Here is a 14667-nt window from a genome sequence, read left to right as displayed (position 1 = left end):
TCGAACTCAGGACAACCGCGAGGGTGCCGCCATGCCGCGTAACCTCTGCCTTATCCGCCCCTGTCTGGGGCTGACCACGCGCATCGAGTGCGAGATCAGGCCGCTGGCCGGAGAGAATGGACTCTGGACCTTGTTGTGCGCCGCCGGCATGTCCGGCGCGCAGCCCACCGCCATCAAGGCGCAGGGCCCGTTTTGCGGGCCTTTCGTGGCCGAAGGCGTGCTTGAGGCGATTTCCGACTGCCTGGCCCAGCAGGGCTATATCGTGGCAGACGATCCCCCCATCTGGCAGTTGCACCTGCAGGGCGAACTGCGCCGCCTCAACGGCGAGCGGTCGCGCCATGTCGGCAGCTTCCAGTTCCGCCCCGAAGGTTAACGGTGCGGTTGCGCAGTCTCTGTACGAATCGCTGAAGGTCGCGGGGCGTCTGGTCGCTACGGTTTCATGCCGTGGCCGCCCAGCTATTCGTCCATAGACATATTTATCCATAGAAAGCCGGGATAACGGGTAAAAGTCATCCGCTATACTGCGGCAGCCCCTTCCCAACGACCTTCCCGCGAGAACCATGGAACGCTTCGTCGAAAACTCCCTGTACGCCGCGCGCTGGCTGCTGGCGCCGATCTACATCGGTCTGTCGCTGGCCCTGTTGGCGCTGACCATCAAATTCTTCCAGGAAATCTTCCACATCCTGCCCAGCATCTTCAGCATCGCCGAGGCGGACCTGATCCTGGTGCTGCTGTCGCTGATCGACATGGCGCTGGTCGGCGGCCTGCTGGTGATGGTGATGTTCTCCGGCTATGAGAACTTCGTGTCGCAGCTGGATATCGACGAAGGCAAGGAAAAGCTCAGCTGGCTGGGCAAGATGGACGCCAGTTCGCTGAAGAACAAGGTGGCTGCCTCCATCGTGGCGATCTCCTCGATCCACCTCTTGCGCATCTTCATGGACGCCAAGAACATCGAAGACAACAAGCTGATGTGGTACGTGATCATGCACCTCACCTTCGTTCTCTCGGCCTTCGCCATGGGCTACCTGGACAAGGCCACGCGCCACGACCACTGAGGTGCTGCTGCGTCATCACCGCCGCCCGGCCGTTGCAAAACGGACGGGCGGTTGCGTTTTCGGCTTGCGGTGGACGCCTGCTGGTCAAGACTTCTGCGTGGATCAACCCGCAGGAGGTGCAACACATGAATCTGCAGGAACTGACCAGCCGCTCCGTTGCCGGCGACATCGATGAAATCAACCTGGTGTCGCTGGAGGGTGACATCTATGTGCTGGAAGCCCGCATGGGCGCGCGCTTCTACCCGGTCCAGGATGACTCGGGGCACGTCATCAGCGTGCGCTCTGTCACTCATGCGCGCCAGGTGTTGCGCGCGCTTCCGCCACTGCCGTTCCATCTGGTGCATGCGGTGGTGCACGACGAGATGTGCGGCATGCTCGATGAGCGCGATATCGGCGCCGGCGTGACCATGCCGTTGCGCTAGTTGCGCGCGCTGCGTTGGACCTGACCTGCCGCGCGAGACTCGCGCGGTGGGGAGGCGGTGCATCTGTGCTAGGCTGGCGGCCCTTTTTTGAACCCCCAGCGGAGCGCCGCGATGAGCGAACTCAACCTTTCCACCGACGAAGGCCGTGTCAGCTACGGCATCGGCCGTCAGCTGGGCGACCAGCTGCGCGAGAACCCGGTTCCGGGCATGACCCTGGAGGCCATTCTGGCCGGCCTGTCCGACGCCTATGCCGGTGCCGAAAGCCGCGTTCCGGGCGAAGCCCTGTCCGCCAGCTTCCAGGTGATCCGCGAGCGCATGCAGGCTGAGGCCCAGGCGAAAGCCGAAGCCGCTGCCGGCGTGGGTCGCGAATACCTTGTGCAGAACGCCCAGCGCGAAGGCGTGACCGTCCTGCCTTCGGGCCTGCAGTTCGAAGTACTGACCACTGGCGAAGGCGCCAAGCCGTCCCGCGAAGACACCGTGCGGACCCACTACCACGGCACCCTGGTCGACGGTACCGTCTTCGACAGCTCCTACGAGCGCGGCCAGCCGGCCGAATTCCCGGTGGGCGGTGTGATCGCCGGCTGGGTCGAGGCGCTGCAACTGATGAATGCCGGTAGCAAATGGCGTCTGCATGTGCCGAGCGAGCTGGCCTATGGCGGCCAGGCCGTCGGCAGCATCCCGCCGCACAGCGTGCTGGTGTTCGACGTCGAGCTGCTGGAAATCCTCTGATTTCCGAAGGTTCGCTGCGCAGTGCCATCCCTGGCGACTGCGCAGGAAAAGGGGCGCTCAGGCGCCCCTTCGTGCATCCGCCTCCCGGGCGGCGGAGCACCGACGGCGCATCCGGCGTCGCCGTAAATCCGAATGCATGCGCTCCTGCAGGCGCCGCCCTCAGCGCAGTGCGCGGGCGTAACAGAACAGGAACAGGTTGCGTACCAGTTCCTTGAGCACTCCCGGCTCGCTGGTAGACAGCTCCGAGAGTTCCAGGCCGCCCTGTTCGCGCAGCTCGTCCAGGGCCTCTTCCTCCAGCACCGCGCAGACTTCCCCGGTGTCTCGATGCAGGATGCGCAGGTAGGGGTGTGGGCGATCCAGCCAGGCGTCGATCATGTAGGTCATGGCGTATTCCTCCGTGCAGACTGTTTAATGAGAATAATTCTTATTATCTCAATAGCAAGCCTGAATTGGAAAAAATTTCGCGCAGGCGACCCTCTGTTGTTCCCGATCAAGGGACAAGCAACAAAAAGCCCGCCGCGGCGAGCCGGGGCGGGCTTTTGCGAAACGCGGATCAGTGCGTGCGGGCGACCGAGAACTCGGCCAGCTCGATCAGCGCGGCGCGGTATTCGTTGTCCGGCAGCGCCTGGAGGTGCTCGATGGCGCGGGCGGCATACTCGCGAGCCAGGTTGGCGGTGTAGTCCAGCGCACCTGCGGCTTCCACAGCGGCGCGGATGCCTTCCAGGTCCTGGCTGCCGCCCTGCTGGATGGCCTTGCGCACCAGCGCGGCCTGTTCCGCAGTGCCGTCGCGCATGGTGGCGATCAGCGGCAGGGTGGGCTTGCCTTCGGCGAGGTCGTCGCCAACGTTCTTGCCCAGGCTGGCGGCATCGCCGCGATAGTCGAGTAGGTCGTCCACCAGCTGGAAGGCGATGCCCAGGGCATCACCGAACAGGCGCAGCGCCTCGGCTTGCTCGGCCGGTGCGTTAGCCAGCGCAGCCGCGCTGTGGGTGGAAGCTTCGAAGAGCATCGCGGTCTTGCCGCGGATGACTTCCATATAGGTTTCTTCGGTGGTGCTGGCGTCGCGGACCTTCGACAGTTGCAGCACTTCGCCTTCGGCGATCACGCGGGTGGCCTGGGAAATGATGCGCATGACCGGCATGGAGCCCAGCTCGACCATCATTTCGAAGGAGCGCGCATAGAGGAAGTCGCCCACCAGCACGCTCGGCGCATTGCCCCACTGGGCATTGGCGGTGGCGCGGCCGCGGCGCAGGCCGGAGGCGTCGACCACGTCGTCGTGCAGCAGGGTGGAGGTGTGCAGGAATTCGATGGTGGCGGCCAGCAGCTTCAGGTCATCGCCCGAATAGCCCAGGGCCTTGCCCGAGAGGAGCACCAGCAGCGGGCGCAGACGCTTGCCGCCGGCGGAGATGATGTAGTCGCCGATCTTTTCCACCAGGGGAACGCGGGAAGTGAGTTGGCGACGGATGATGCCGTCGACGGCGGTAAAGTCGTCCGCCACCACGCGATAGAAAGCCTGGGGTTGCATTAAAGACAGCGCTCCTCGTAGATTGCGCGGCATGCTAGGTGGCGCGGGGAAGGCCTGTCAAGGCGAGGCCCCATGGGGCTTGATCCGCGCGGGGGCTTTGCGTACAATCGCGGCCCCGAACTTCCCTGGCATATCCTGCCTTACGCAATTGCACGGGCGTCCTTTCCGGCCCCATGCAGCCATGCCGACCGATTCCTCTTTCTATAAAGCGTCGGGTGAGCAGGTCTAACGGAGACATCCAGATGTACGCAGTAATTGTTACTGGTGGCAAGCAATACAAAGTCACCGAAGGCGAATTCCTCAAGGTCGAGAAACTCGACGTCGCCACCGGCGAAGCGATCAACCTGGATCGCGTTCTGCTGGTCGCCAATGGCGATGACGTCAAGATCGGCCTGCCGGTGGTAGAAGGCGCGAAAGTGACTGCAGAAGTGGTTTCCCACGGTCGTCACGACAAAGTGCGCATCATCAAGTTCCGCCGCCGCAAGCACCACATGAAGCGTCAGGGCCACCGCCAGTGGTTCACTGAAATCAAGATCACCGGCATCCAGGCCTAATTCCTCTTCAGGAGAATTGACTCATGGCACACAAAAAAGCTGGCGGTAGTACCCGCAACGGCCGCGACTCAGAAAGCAAACGCCTTGGCGTGAAGCTGTTCGGTAGCCAGGCTGTGAAAGCAGGCAACATCATCGTGCGTCAGCGCGGTACCCAGTTCCACGCTGGCTACGGCGTTGGCATGGGCAAGGATCACACTCTGTTCGCTAAAGTCGACGGCGTGATCAAGTTCGAAGTGAAAGGCGCCTTTGGCCGTCGCTATGTAAGCGTCGTCGCTGCCTAAGCGAGCTCTCACTGAAAAAGCCCTGTCTCGCGACGGGGCTTTTTTGTTTCTGGCGTTTCCAGGCGTGGTGCTGTCGGTTCGGGCGTTTGCGCGGACTTGGCTGTATCCTATGCTCCTTTTCTTATTTTCAACCCGCCAGCTCGGCGGGAGGCGTTCGCAATGAAATTCGTCGACGAAGTATCCATCCACGTCAAAGCCGGTGACGGCGGCAACGGCCTCATGAGCTTCCGCCGCGAGAAGTTCATCGAGAAAGGCGGTCCCAACGGCGGTGACGGTGGCGACGGCGGCTCGGTGTACCTCGAGGCCGACGAGAACCTGAACACCCTGGTGGACTACCGCTACACCCGTCGTTTCGACGCCCAGCGCGGCGAGAACGGCGGCAGCAAGGACTGCACCGGCGCCAAGGGTGAGGATCTCGTCCTGCCCGTGCCGGTCGGCACCACCATCATCGATGCCAATACCCAGGAGATCATCGGTGACCTGACCGCTGCCGGTCAGCGCATCATGGTTGCCCAGGGCGGCTGGCATGGACTGGGCAATACCCGCTTCAAGTCCAGTACCAACCGTGCGCCGCGCCAGACTACGCCGGGCAAGCCCGGTGAGGCGCGCGACCTCAAGCTGGAGCTGAAGGTTCTGGCGGACGTCGGTCTGCTCGGCCTGCCGAATGCCGGCAAGAGCACCTTCATTCGTGCGGTATCCGCCGCCAAGCCGAAGGTCGCCGATTACCCTTTCACCACCCTGGTGCCGAACCTGGGCGTGGTCAGCGTGGGGCGCTTCAAGAGCTTCGTGGTTGCCGATATCCCCGGCCTGATCGAGGGGGCTGCCGAGGGCGCCGGTCTGGGTATCCGCTTCCTCAAGCACCTGGCGCGCACTCGCCTACTGCTGCATATCGTCGACATGGCGCCGCTGGATGAAAGCGATCCGGCCGATGCCGCGGAAACCATCGTCAACGAGCTGGAGAAATTCAGCCCGGCGCTGACCGAGCGTGACCGTTGGTTGGTGCTGAACAAGATGGACCAGATCCTCGAGCCGGAGGAGCAGGAGCGTCGCAAGCAGGCCGTGGTCGAGCGCCTGGGCTGGGAGGGTCCGGTCTATGTGATCTCCGCCCTGGAGCGTGAAGGCACCGAGAAGCTGAGCCAGGACATCATGAAGTACCTCGATGAGCGCACCCTGCGTATCGAGGAAGAGCCGGCCTATGGTGAAGCCCTGGCGGCTCTGGATCAGCGCATCGAGGACGAGGCTCGCGCCCGTCTGCAGGCCCTGGATGACGCCCGTGCGCTGCGTCGATCCGGCCTGAAGAATGTCGACGATGTGGATGACGATGATTTCGAGGATGACGAAGACGACGGTGATGGGCCGGAAATCTTCTACGTGCCTTGATCGGGGCGGCGCCCGCCGGTCCGGATGAAACGTGTGAAGCCTGACTTCTAAGGTTGAGGGTATGCGTGAGAAGGTCACTGGCGCCAAGCGCTGGGTAGTCAAGATTGGCAGTGCGTTGCTGACCGCCGACGGCCGCGGTCTGGATCGCGACGCCATGGCGGTTTGGGTCGAGCAGATGGTCGCGCTGCATTGCGCGGGTGTCGAGCTGGTGCTGGTGTCTTCCGGTGCTGTGGCGGCGGGCATGAGTCGCCTGGGCTGGGTTGCCCGGCCTAGTGACATGCACGAGTTGCAGGCGGCTGCCGCGGTGGGGCAGATGGGTCTGGTGCAGGCCTGGGAGTCCAGCTTCGGGGTACACGGCCTGCAGACCGCGCAGGTGCTGCTGACCCATGACGACCTGTCCGATCGCAAGCGCTACCTGAACGGGCGCAACACCCTGCGCACGCTGGTCGATCTCGGCGTAATCCCGGTCATCAACGAGAATGACACGGTGGTCACCGACGAGATCCGCTTTGGCGACAACGATACCCTGGCGGCGCTGGTGGCCAACCTGGTGGAGGCTGACCTGCTGGTGATCCTCACCGATCGCGACGGTATGTTCGATGCCGACCCGCGCAACAACCCTGACGCCCAGCTGATCTTCGAGGCCCGTGCCGATGATGCGGCGCTGGATGCCGTGGCAGGCGGTACCGGTGGTGCGCTGGGGCGTGGCGGCATGCAGACCAAGCTGCGCGCGGCACGCTTGGCCGCGCGCTCCGGTGCGCACACCGTCATCGTTGGTGGTCGTATCGAGCGCGTGCTGGACCGCCTGCGTGTCGGCGAGCGTCTCGGTACGCTGCTGACCCCTGAGCAGAGCCGCAAGGCGGCCCGCAAGCAATGGCTGGCGGGGCACCTGCAGATGCGTGGCACCCTGGTGCTGGACGATGGTGCGGTGAAGGCGGTCGCCCAGGATCACAAGAGTCTGCTGCCGGTCGGCGTGAAAGCCGTGCAAGGCAGTTTCCGTCGTGGCGAAATGGTGGTTTGCGTGGATCAGCAGGGGCGGGAGATCGCCCGTGGTCTGGCGAACTACAGTGCGCTCGAGGCGCAGAAGATCATCGGACAGCCGACCGACGCCATCGAGGGTCTGCTGGGCTATGTCGACGGTCCGGAGTTGGTGCACCGCGACAACCTGGTGCTCGTCTGAGGAGATTGTCCATGCGCAAGGGATTGATGGCGGCGCTGATGCTGCTGCCGGTGCTGGCTCAGGCCGACGTGGTTGGCGAGGTGTCCACTGTCTTCAAGTGGGTCGGGCCGAACGACAAGATCGTCGTCGAGGCTTTCGATGATCCGAAGGTGCAAGGTGTCAGTTGTTACCTGTCGCGCGCCAAGACTGGCGGTGTGAAAGGTGGGTTGGGGCTGGCGGAGGACCGCGCCGAGGCGTCGATCTCCTGTCGCCAGGTCGGGCCGATCCGCTTTGCGGGTGAGCTGAAGGATGGCGAGGTGGTTTTCCAGCAGCGCACGTCGCTGGTATTCAAGACCATGCAGGTGGTGCGCTTCTTCGACAGGAAGCGCAATGCGCTGGTCTATCTAGTCTACAGCGACCGGGTGATCGAGGGCAGTCCGCAGAATGCGGTAACGGCGATTCCGATCATGCCGTGGCCTGAGAAGTAAGATAAGAAAGAGAGGGGCGGGTGACCGCCCTTTCTTTTTGCCTGCGGGCTTTTCGTCGACAAAGAAGGCGAGTCTGTGGAGAACGGCTTGCTGAAGAAATCGCAGGCAATAAAAAACCGGCCCTGAGGCCGGTTTTTCGAGAACGGAACGCTTACGCGGTGGCCAGGGCCTTCACGTGGGCGTTCAGGCGGCTCTTGTGACGAGCGGCCTTGTTCTTGTGGATGATGCCTTTGTCAGCCATGCGGTCGATGACCGGTACAGCGGCAACCAGAGCGGCCTGGGCCTTCGGCAGGTCCTTGGCGTCGACTGCTTTGACTACGTTCTTGATGTAGGTACGAACCATGGAACGCAGGCTGGCGTTGTGGCTGCGACGCTTCTCAGCCTGTTTGGCGCGTTTTTTGGCGGAAGGTGTGTTGGCCACCGTCGAGCTCCTCGAAGAAAACTTGGGATGTTGCGAATAAATTAAGGCCGCGAATAATGCCGTTGCATCAAGGCCTTGTCAAGGGTATGCGCGGCCTCCGACGAGTGGTGCGACGGGCGCACACTGTCCGGCGGGTGGGGTGATTTATTCGCCCCGCGGCCCTACACTGCTGCGCTTCGCCTGGCGTTCGAGCAATTGCTCCAAGGCCAGGGCTGCACCCTGCAGGGGCAGCCATTCTACCAGTTCTGGACGCTATGAACTTACTCAAGTCGCTGGCCGCGGTCAGCTCGATGACCATGATCTCGCGGGTGCTCGGCTTCGTGCGCGACACGATAGTCGCGCGCATGTTCGGCGCCGGCATGGCCACCGACGCCTTCTTCGTCGCCTTCAAGCTGCCCAACCTGCTGCGTCGCATCTTCGCCGAGGGGGCGTTCTCCCAGGCTTTCGTGCCGATCCTGGCCGAGTACAAGACCCAGCAGGGCGAGGAGGCGACCCGTACCTTCATCGCCTATGTGTCCGGCCTGCTGACGTTGATCCTGGCGCTGGTCACCGTGCTGGGGATGCTTGCAGCTCCCTGGGTGATCTGGGTGACGGCTCCCGGCTTCGTCGATTCACCGGAGAAGTTCGAGCTCACCAGTTCGCTGCTGCGGGTGACCTTTCCTTATATTCTGCTGATCTCGCTGGCCTCCCTGGTCGGGGCGATCCTCAATACCTGGAATCGCTTCTCGGTGCCGGCCTTCGTGCCGACCCTGCTGAATGTCAGCATGATCGTCTTCGCGCTGTTCCTGACGCCGTACTTCGACCCGCCGATCATGGCGTTGGGCTGGGCGGTGCTGGCCGGGGGCCTGGCGCAACTGCTCTACCAGCTGCCGCACCTGAAGAAGATCGGCATGCTGGTGCTGCCGCGCATCAACCTGCGAGATTCTGGCGTCTGGCGTGTGCTCAAACAGATGGGGCCGGCGATCCTCGGCGTCTCGGTCAGCCAGATTTCGCTGATCATCAACACCATCTTCGCCTCCTTCCTGGTCGCAGGCTCCGTGTCCTGGATGTATTACGCGGACCGCCTGATGGAGCTGCCGTCCGGCGTGCTGGGCGTTGCGCTGGGCACCATCCTGCTGCCATCCCTGGCCAAGACCTACGCCAGCGATGACCGCCATGAGTATTCGCGGCTGATGGACTGGGGGCTGCGCCTGTGCTTCCTGCTGGTGCTGCCGTGCTCCCTGGCCCTGGCGGTGATCGCCGAGCCGCTGACCGTCGCGCTGTTCCAGTACGGCAAGTTCGACGGCCACGACGCCCTGATGACCCAGCATGCGCTGGTCGCCTATGCGGTCGGCCTGCTCGGCATCATCCTGGTGAAGGTGCTGGCGCCGGGCTTCTACGCGCGGCAGAACATCAAGACACCGGTGAAGATCGCGCTCTTTACGCTGGTATCCACCCAGTTGATGAACCTGGTGTTCATCGGCCCGCTCAAGCACGCGGGGCTGGCGCTGGCGATCAGCCTGGCGGCGTGCCTGAATGCCGGGCTGCTGTATTGGCAACTGCGCAAGCACCAGTTGTTCGAGCCGCAGCCTGGCTGGGGCGGGTTCATCGCCAAATTAGTCGTCTCTGTACTGGTGATGTGCGCGGTGCTGGTCGGCATGATGCACTTCATGCCGGCCTGGGATCAGGGCGGCATGCCGATCCGCCTGGTACGCCTGGGTGCCCTGGTGGCGGCGGGTGTCGCCGCCTATTTCGGTATGCTGGCGCTCCTTGGCTTCCGCCTGCGGGACTTTTCCCGTCGCGCGGTGCTGTAGCCTTCATCGGGTAAAGCATTGCATCCGTTTGCGGCGACGGCATTTTGCCTGTCGCGCCGCGGCGGGTGCAGGTATAATCGACCACTTTCTGAGCAATACGCGCGCTATGCAGCTGCTTCGAGGCCTTCACAACCTGCGGCCCCTGTCCGGGGGCTGTGTCGCCACCATCGGTAACTTCGACGGCGTCCATCTCGGCCACCAGGCGATCCTGGGGCGTCTGCGCGAGCGGTCGCTGGAGCTGGGCGTGCCCAGCTGCGTGGTGATCTTCGAGCCGCAGCCGCGCGAATATTTCGCTCCCGATGCCGCCCCGGTGCGCCTGACGCGCCTGCGCGAGAAGCTCGAACTGCTGCGCCAGTACGGCGTCGACTTCGTTCTCTGCCTGGCGTTCAACCGCCGCCTGCGCGAGCTGTCGGCCGCCGAGTTCGTCCGCCAGGTGCTGGTGGAGGGCCTGCGGGTTCGCCACCTGGAAGTGGGTGACGATTTCCGTTTTGGCTGCGACCGCTCCGGCGACTTCGCCTTCCTGGTCAACGCCAGCGCGGAGCAGGGCTTCACCGTCGAGGCCGCGACCACCGTGGAAGTCGACGGCATGCGGGTGAGCAGCTCGCGTATCCGCAAGGACCTGGCCGACGGCGACCTGCACATGGTCGAGCGCCTGCTGGGTCGCCCCTACAGCCTGAGCGGCCGCGTGCTGCATGGGCAGAAGCTGGGCCGTACGCTGGGTTCGCCCACCGCGAACATCCAGCTCAAGCGCCGCAAGGCGCCGCTCAACGGCGTTTACCTGGTCAGTACGATGGTGGCTGGCCAGCGCTGCAACGGGGTTGCCAACATTGGCACCCGGCCGTCTGTGAATGGCGATGGCCGGCCCCACCTGGAAGTGCATCTGCTGGATTTCGCCGGCGATCTGTACGGCCAGCACCTGGCTATCACGTTCCACCAGAAGCTGCGTGATGAGCAGCGTTTTGCCTCGCTCGAGGCACTCAAGGCGGCCATCCTCGCCGACATCGCCGCCGCCCGGGCCTACTGGCTGGGCCAACCGCTTGATTGAAGATCCTGAACAGGCCCTGAGATGACCGATTACAAAGCCACTCTGAACCTTCCCGAAACCGACTTCCCGATGAAAGCCGGCCTGCCGCAGCGCGAGCCGCAAACTCTCAAGCTCTGGAACGACATTGGCCTGTACCAGAAGCTGCGGAAGATTGGCGAAGGTCGCCCGAAATTCATCCTGCACGATGGCCCGCCCTACGCCAACGGCAGCATCCACATCGGTCACGCGGTCAACAAGATCCTCAAGGACATCATCGTCCGCTCCAAGACCCTGGCCGGCTACGACGCCCCCTACGTGCCGGGCTGGGACTGCCATGGCCTGCCGATCGAGCACAAGGTCGAGACCACCCACGGCAAGAACCTGCCGGCGGACAAGACCCGCGAACTGTGCCGCGAATACGCTGCCGAGCAGATCGAAGGACAGAAGGCCGATTTCATCCGCCTGGGCGTGCTGGGTGACTGGGACAATCCCTACAAGACCATGAACTTCTCCAACGAGGCCGGGGAAATCCGCGCGCTCGCCGAGATGGTCAAGCAGGGCTTCGTATTCAAGGGCCTGAAACCGGTGAACTGGTGCTTCGACTGCGGCTCGGCCCTGGCCGAGGCGGAGGTCGAGTACGCCGACAAGAAATCCGACGCCATCGATGTCGCCTTCCCGGTTGAGGATGCGGACAAGTTGGCCGCCGCTTTCGGCCTGGCCGGCCTGCCCAAGCCGGCCGCCATCGTCATCTGGACCACCACCCCCTGGACCATTCCGGCCAACCAGGCGCTGAACGTCCACCCCGAATTCACCTACGCGCTGGTCGATACCGGCGAGCGCCTGCTGGTGCTGGCCGAGGAACTGGTCGAGTCCTGCCTGCAACGCTACGGCCTGGAAGGCCGGGTCATCGCCACTGCACAGGGCGAAGCGCTGGACCTGATTCGCTTCCGCCACCCGTTCTACGAGCGTTTCTCGCCGGTCTACCTGGCCGAGTACGTCGAGCTGGGCGCCGGTACCGGCGTGGTTCACTCCGCCCCGGCCTACGGTGAGGATGACTTCCGTACCTGCAAGCAGTACGGCATGGTCAACGACGACATCCTGAGTCCCGTGCAGAGCAACGGCGTGTACGTCGCCGACCTGCCGTTCTTCGGCGGCCAGTTCATCTGGAAGGCCAACCCGAATATCGTCGCCAAGCTCGATGAAGTCGGCGCGCTGCTCAAGCACGCCAGCATCAGCCACAGCTACATGCACTGCTGGCGTCACAAGACTCCGCTGATCTACCGTGCCACCGCACAGTGGTTCGTCGGCATGGACAAGCAGCCGCAGACCGGTGCCACCCTGCGCGAGCGCGCGCTGGAAGCCATCACCGAAACCGAATTCGTGCCCTCTTGGGGCCAGGCGCGCCTGCACGGCATGATCGCCGGCCGTCCGGACTGGTGCATCTCGCGTCAGCGCAACTGGGGCGTACCGATCCCGTTCTTCCTGCACAAGGCCACCGGCGAGCTGCACCCGCGCACCGTCGAGCTGATGGAAGCCGTCGCCCTGCGCGTCGAGAAAGAAGGCATCGAGGCCTGGTTCAAGCTCGACGCCGCCGAGCTGCTGGGCGACGAGGCCGCGCAGTACGACAAGATCAACGACACCCTGGATGTCTGGTTCGACTCCGGCACCACCCACTGGCACGTGCTGCGCGGCTCCCACGCCGAGCTGGGCCATGCCAGCGGCCCGGCCGCCGACCTCTACCTGGAAGGCTCCGACCAGCACCGCGGCTGGTTCCATTCCTCGCTGCTGACCGGCTGCGCCATCGACGGCCACGCGCCGTACCGCCAGTTGCTGACCCACGGCTTCACCGTGGACGAGTCCGGCCGCAAGATGTCCAAGTCGCTGGGCAACACCGTGGTGCCGCAGACCGTGATCGACAGCATGGGCGCTGACATCCTGCGCCTGTGGGTCGCGTCCACCGACTACTCCGGTGAGATCGCCGTTTCCCAGCAGATCCTCCAGCGCAGCGCCGACGCCTACCGCCGTATCCGCAATACCACGCGCTTCCTGCTGTCCAACCTGTCCGGCTTCGACCCGGCCAAGGACCTGCTGCCCAACGACCAGCTGCTGGCCCTGGACCGCTGGGCCATCGACCGCGCCCTGCAGCTGCAGCGCGAGCTGGAAGAGGCCTACCGCGACTACCGCTTCTGGAACGTCTATTCCAAGGTGCACAACTTCTGCGTGCAGGAGCTGGGCGGCTTCTACCTGGACATCATCAAGGACCGCCAATACACCACCCAGGCGAACAGCGTCGCCCGCCGTTCCTGCCAGACCGCACTGTTCCACATCGCCGAGGCCCTGGTGCGCTGGATCGCCCCGATCATGGCCTTCACCGCCGAGGAGATCTGGAGCTTCATGCCGGGCGAGCGCGCCGAATCGGTGATGCTGACCACCTGGTACGACGGCCTCTCCGAGCTGCCGGCCGATGCCGAACTGGACCGCGCCTACTGGGACGAAGTCATGGCTGCCAAGGCTGCCGTGAACAAGGAACTGGAAAACCTGCGCAGCGCCAAGACCATCGGCGGCAACCTGCAGGCCGAGATCACCCTCTACGCCGAAGACTCCCTGGCCAAGCGCCTGGAGAAACTGGGTAATGAGCTGCGCTTCGTGCTGATCACTTCCGCCGCCACTGTCGCGCCGCTGGCCGATGCGCCGGCCGATGCCGTCGAGAGCGAACTGCCGGGCCTGAAGCTGAAAGTGGTCAAGTCCGCCCACGCCAAGTGCGGCCGTTGCTGGCACTTCCGTGCGGACGTCGGCAGCCATGCCGCGCATCCGGAACTGTGTGGCCGTTGCGTCGAGAACATCGATGGCGCGGGCGAGGTGCGTCACTATGCCTAACGCCGATCGTTTCGGCCGCTTGCCCTGGCTGTGGATCACCGTGGTCGTGTTCGTGCTGGATCAGGTCAGCAAGGCCTTCTTCCAGTCCGAGCTGACCATGTACCAGCAGATCGTGGTCATCCCCGACCTGTTCAGCTGGACGCTGGCCTACAACACCGGCGCCGCATTCAGCTTCCTGGCCGACAGCTCCGGCTGGCAGCGCTGGCTGTTCGCCCTGATCGCCATCGTGGTCAGCGTCGTGCTGGTGGTCTGGCTCAAGCGCCTGAAGCGCGGGGAGACTTGGCTTGCCATCGCCCTGGCGCTGGTGCTGGGCGGCGCGCTGGGCAACCTGTACGACCGCATGGTCCTGGGCCACGTGGTGGACTTCATCCTGGTCCACTGGCAGGACCAGTGGCGCTTCCCGGCCTTCAACCTGGCCGACAGCGCCATCACCGTCGGCGCCATCATGCTGGCGCTGGACATGTTCAAATCGAAGAATTCCGGAGAGACCGCCAATGGTTGATTCCTCTGACACCATTCAGCGCATCGGCGGCGACTCGAAGGTCACCCTGCATTTCGCCCTGAAACTCGATGACGGCAACGTCGTCGACAGCACCTTCGAGAAGCAGCCGGCCACCTTCAAGGTCGGCGACGGCAACCTGCTACCGGGTTTCGAGCAGGCGCTGTTCGGCCTGAAGGCCGGCGACAAGCGCACCCTGACCATCGAGCCGGAGAATGGCTTCGGCCAGCCGAACCCGGCCAACGTGCAGGTGATGCCGCGCGACCAGTTCCAGGACATGGAGCTGGCCGAGGGCCTGCTGGTGATCTTCAACGACGCCGCCAAGACCGAGTTGCCGGGCGTCGTGAAGCAGTTCGATGAGCAGCACGTCACCATCGACTTCAATCATCCGCTGGCCGGTAAGACCCTGTCGTTCGACGTCGATATCATCGACGTACAACCAGCCTGACTGGTTGCGCGGCCC

The 14667-nt window shown here is 63.9% G+C and carries 17 protein-coding genes; 14 read left to right on the top strand and 3 right to left on the bottom strand.

Annotation, left to right across the window (positions count from 1 at the left end; genetic code table 11):
• Positions 1 to 31 precede the first annotated feature (31 nt).
• From C167_RS0127955 to C167_RS0127940, 4 genes are all read left to right on the top strand, one after another.
• Positions 32 to 373, top strand: a complete 342-nt coding sequence (locus C167_RS0127955) for a hypothetical protein (protein ID WP_017521629.1) — start codon at positions 32 to 34, stop codon at positions 371 to 373.
• A gap of 187 nt (positions 374 to 560) precedes the next feature.
• Positions 561 to 1055, top strand: a complete 495-nt coding sequence (locus C167_RS0127950; RefSeq protein WP_017521628.1) for a TIGR00645 family protein — start codon at positions 561 to 563, stop codon at positions 1053 to 1055.
• 125 nt (positions 1056 to 1180) lie between these two features.
• Positions 1181 to 1477, top strand: a complete 297-nt coding sequence (locus tag C167_RS0127945) for a DUF6482 family protein (RefSeq protein ID WP_017521627.1) — start codon at positions 1181 to 1183, stop codon at positions 1475 to 1477.
• Positions 1478 to 1588: 111 nt separating this feature from the next.
• A complete protein-coding gene (locus tag C167_RS0127940) occupies positions 1589 to 2206 on the top strand; it encodes an FKBP-type peptidyl-prolyl cis-trans isomerase (RefSeq protein ID WP_017521626.1) in 618 nt (205 codons plus the stop codon).
• Positions 2207 to 2365: 159 nt separating this feature from the next.
• Here C167_RS0127940 and C167_RS0127935 read toward each other — a convergent pair whose 3' ends face one another.
• Together C167_RS0127935 and C167_RS0127930 are read right to left on the bottom strand one after the other, a co-directional pair.
• Entirely contained in the window at positions 2366 to 2590 is a 225-nt protein-coding gene (locus C167_RS0127935) for a hypothetical protein (protein WP_017521625.1), read from the bottom strand.
• A 169-nt stretch (positions 2591 to 2759) separates the two neighbouring features.
• Positions 2760 to 3728: a polyprenyl synthetase family protein gene (locus C167_RS0127930; RefSeq protein ID WP_017521624.1), complete on the bottom strand. Its 969-nt coding sequence runs from the start codon at positions 3726 to 3728 to the stop codon at positions 2760 to 2762.
• A 242-nt stretch (positions 3729 to 3970) separates the two neighbouring features.
• On the opposite strand from C167_RS0127930, the gene rplU reads away from it, so the two are divergent.
• The 5 genes from rplU (at position 3971) to C167_RS0127905 (ending at position 7590) form a co-directional block, all read left to right on the top strand.
• Complete coding sequence (rplU, locus tag C167_RS0127925) at positions 3971 to 4282, top strand: 50S ribosomal protein L21 (RefSeq protein WP_017521623.1); 312 nt, start codon at positions 3971 to 3973, stop codon at positions 4280 to 4282.
• 23 nt (positions 4283 to 4305) lie between these two features.
• Positions 4306 to 4563, top strand: coding sequence for a 50S ribosomal protein L27 (gene rpmA / locus C167_RS0127920; protein ID WP_017521622.1), 258 nt, complete (start codon positions 4306 to 4308; stop codon positions 4561 to 4563).
• Positions 4564 to 4722: 159 nt separating this feature from the next.
• Positions 4723 to 5943, top strand: coding sequence for an Obg family GTPase CgtA (gene cgtA / locus C167_RS0127915; RefSeq protein WP_017521621.1), 1221 nt, complete (start codon positions 4723 to 4725; stop codon positions 5941 to 5943).
• A 61-nt stretch (positions 5944 to 6004) separates the two neighbouring features.
• The gene (gene proB, locus C167_RS0127910) at positions 6005 to 7123 is read left to right on the top strand and encodes a glutamate 5-kinase (RefSeq protein WP_017521620.1); all 1119 of its coding nucleotides are present in this window, start codon (positions 6005 to 6007) and stop codon (positions 7121 to 7123) included.
• Positions 7124 to 7134: 11 nt separating this feature from the next.
• Positions 7135 to 7590 carry a CreA family protein gene (locus C167_RS0127905; protein WP_017521619.1) on the top strand — a complete coding sequence of 152 codons (456 nt, stop codon included), beginning with the start codon at positions 7135 to 7137 and terminating at the stop codon, positions 7588 to 7590.
• Between the two features lie 151 nt (positions 7591 to 7741).
• On the opposite strand, the gene rpsT is transcribed toward C167_RS0127905, so the two are convergent.
• Positions 7742 to 8011 (bottom strand): 30S ribosomal protein S20, encoded by a 270-nt coding sequence (rpsT, locus tag C167_RS0127900; protein ID WP_009617555.1) that lies wholly within the window; start codon positions 8009 to 8011, stop codon positions 7742 to 7744.
• Between the two features lie 254 nt (positions 8012 to 8265).
• Between rpsT and murJ the strand changes: the two genes are divergently transcribed.
• The 5 genes from murJ to fkpB all read left to right on the top strand — a co-directional run bounded on the left by murJ (position 8266) and on the right by fkpB (position 14652).
• The gene (murJ, locus tag C167_RS0127895) at positions 8266 to 9804 is read left to right on the top strand and encodes a murein biosynthesis integral membrane protein MurJ (RefSeq protein WP_017521618.1); all 1539 of its coding nucleotides are present in this window, start codon (positions 8266 to 8268) and stop codon (positions 9802 to 9804) included.
• Between the two features lie 106 nt (positions 9805 to 9910).
• Complete coding sequence (gene ribF / locus C167_RS0127890) at positions 9911 to 10849, top strand: bifunctional riboflavin kinase/FAD synthetase (protein WP_017521617.1); 939 nt, start codon at positions 9911 to 9913, stop codon at positions 10847 to 10849.
• Positions 10850 to 10870: 21 nt separating this feature from the next.
• Positions 10871 to 13705: an isoleucine--tRNA ligase gene (gene ileS / locus C167_RS0127885; RefSeq protein WP_017521616.1), complete on the top strand. Its 2835-nt coding sequence runs from the start codon at positions 10871 to 10873 to the stop codon at positions 13703 to 13705.
• Positions 13698 to 14207, top strand: a complete 510-nt coding sequence (lspA, locus tag C167_RS0127880) for a signal peptidase II (RefSeq protein WP_017521615.1) — start codon at positions 13698 to 13700, stop codon at positions 14205 to 14207. The genes ileS and lspA overlap by 8 nt, the downstream gene beginning before the upstream one ends.
• Complete coding sequence (gene fkpB / locus C167_RS0127875; protein ID WP_017521614.1) at positions 14200 to 14652, top strand: FKBP-type peptidyl-prolyl cis-trans isomerase; 453 nt, start codon at positions 14200 to 14202, stop codon at positions 14650 to 14652. Before lspA ends, fkpB begins: the two co-directional genes overlap by 8 nt.
• The last annotated feature ends 15 nt before the right edge of the window (positions 14653 to 14667 follow it).

This window comes from Pseudomonas nitroreducens TX1, from assembly GCF_000313755.1.
In the GTDB taxonomy this organism is placed as follows: Bacteria; Pseudomonadota; Gammaproteobacteria; order Pseudomonadales; family Pseudomonadaceae; genus Pseudomonas; species Pseudomonas nitroreducens_A.
This window is presented reverse-complemented; position numbering and strand designations above follow the sequence as displayed.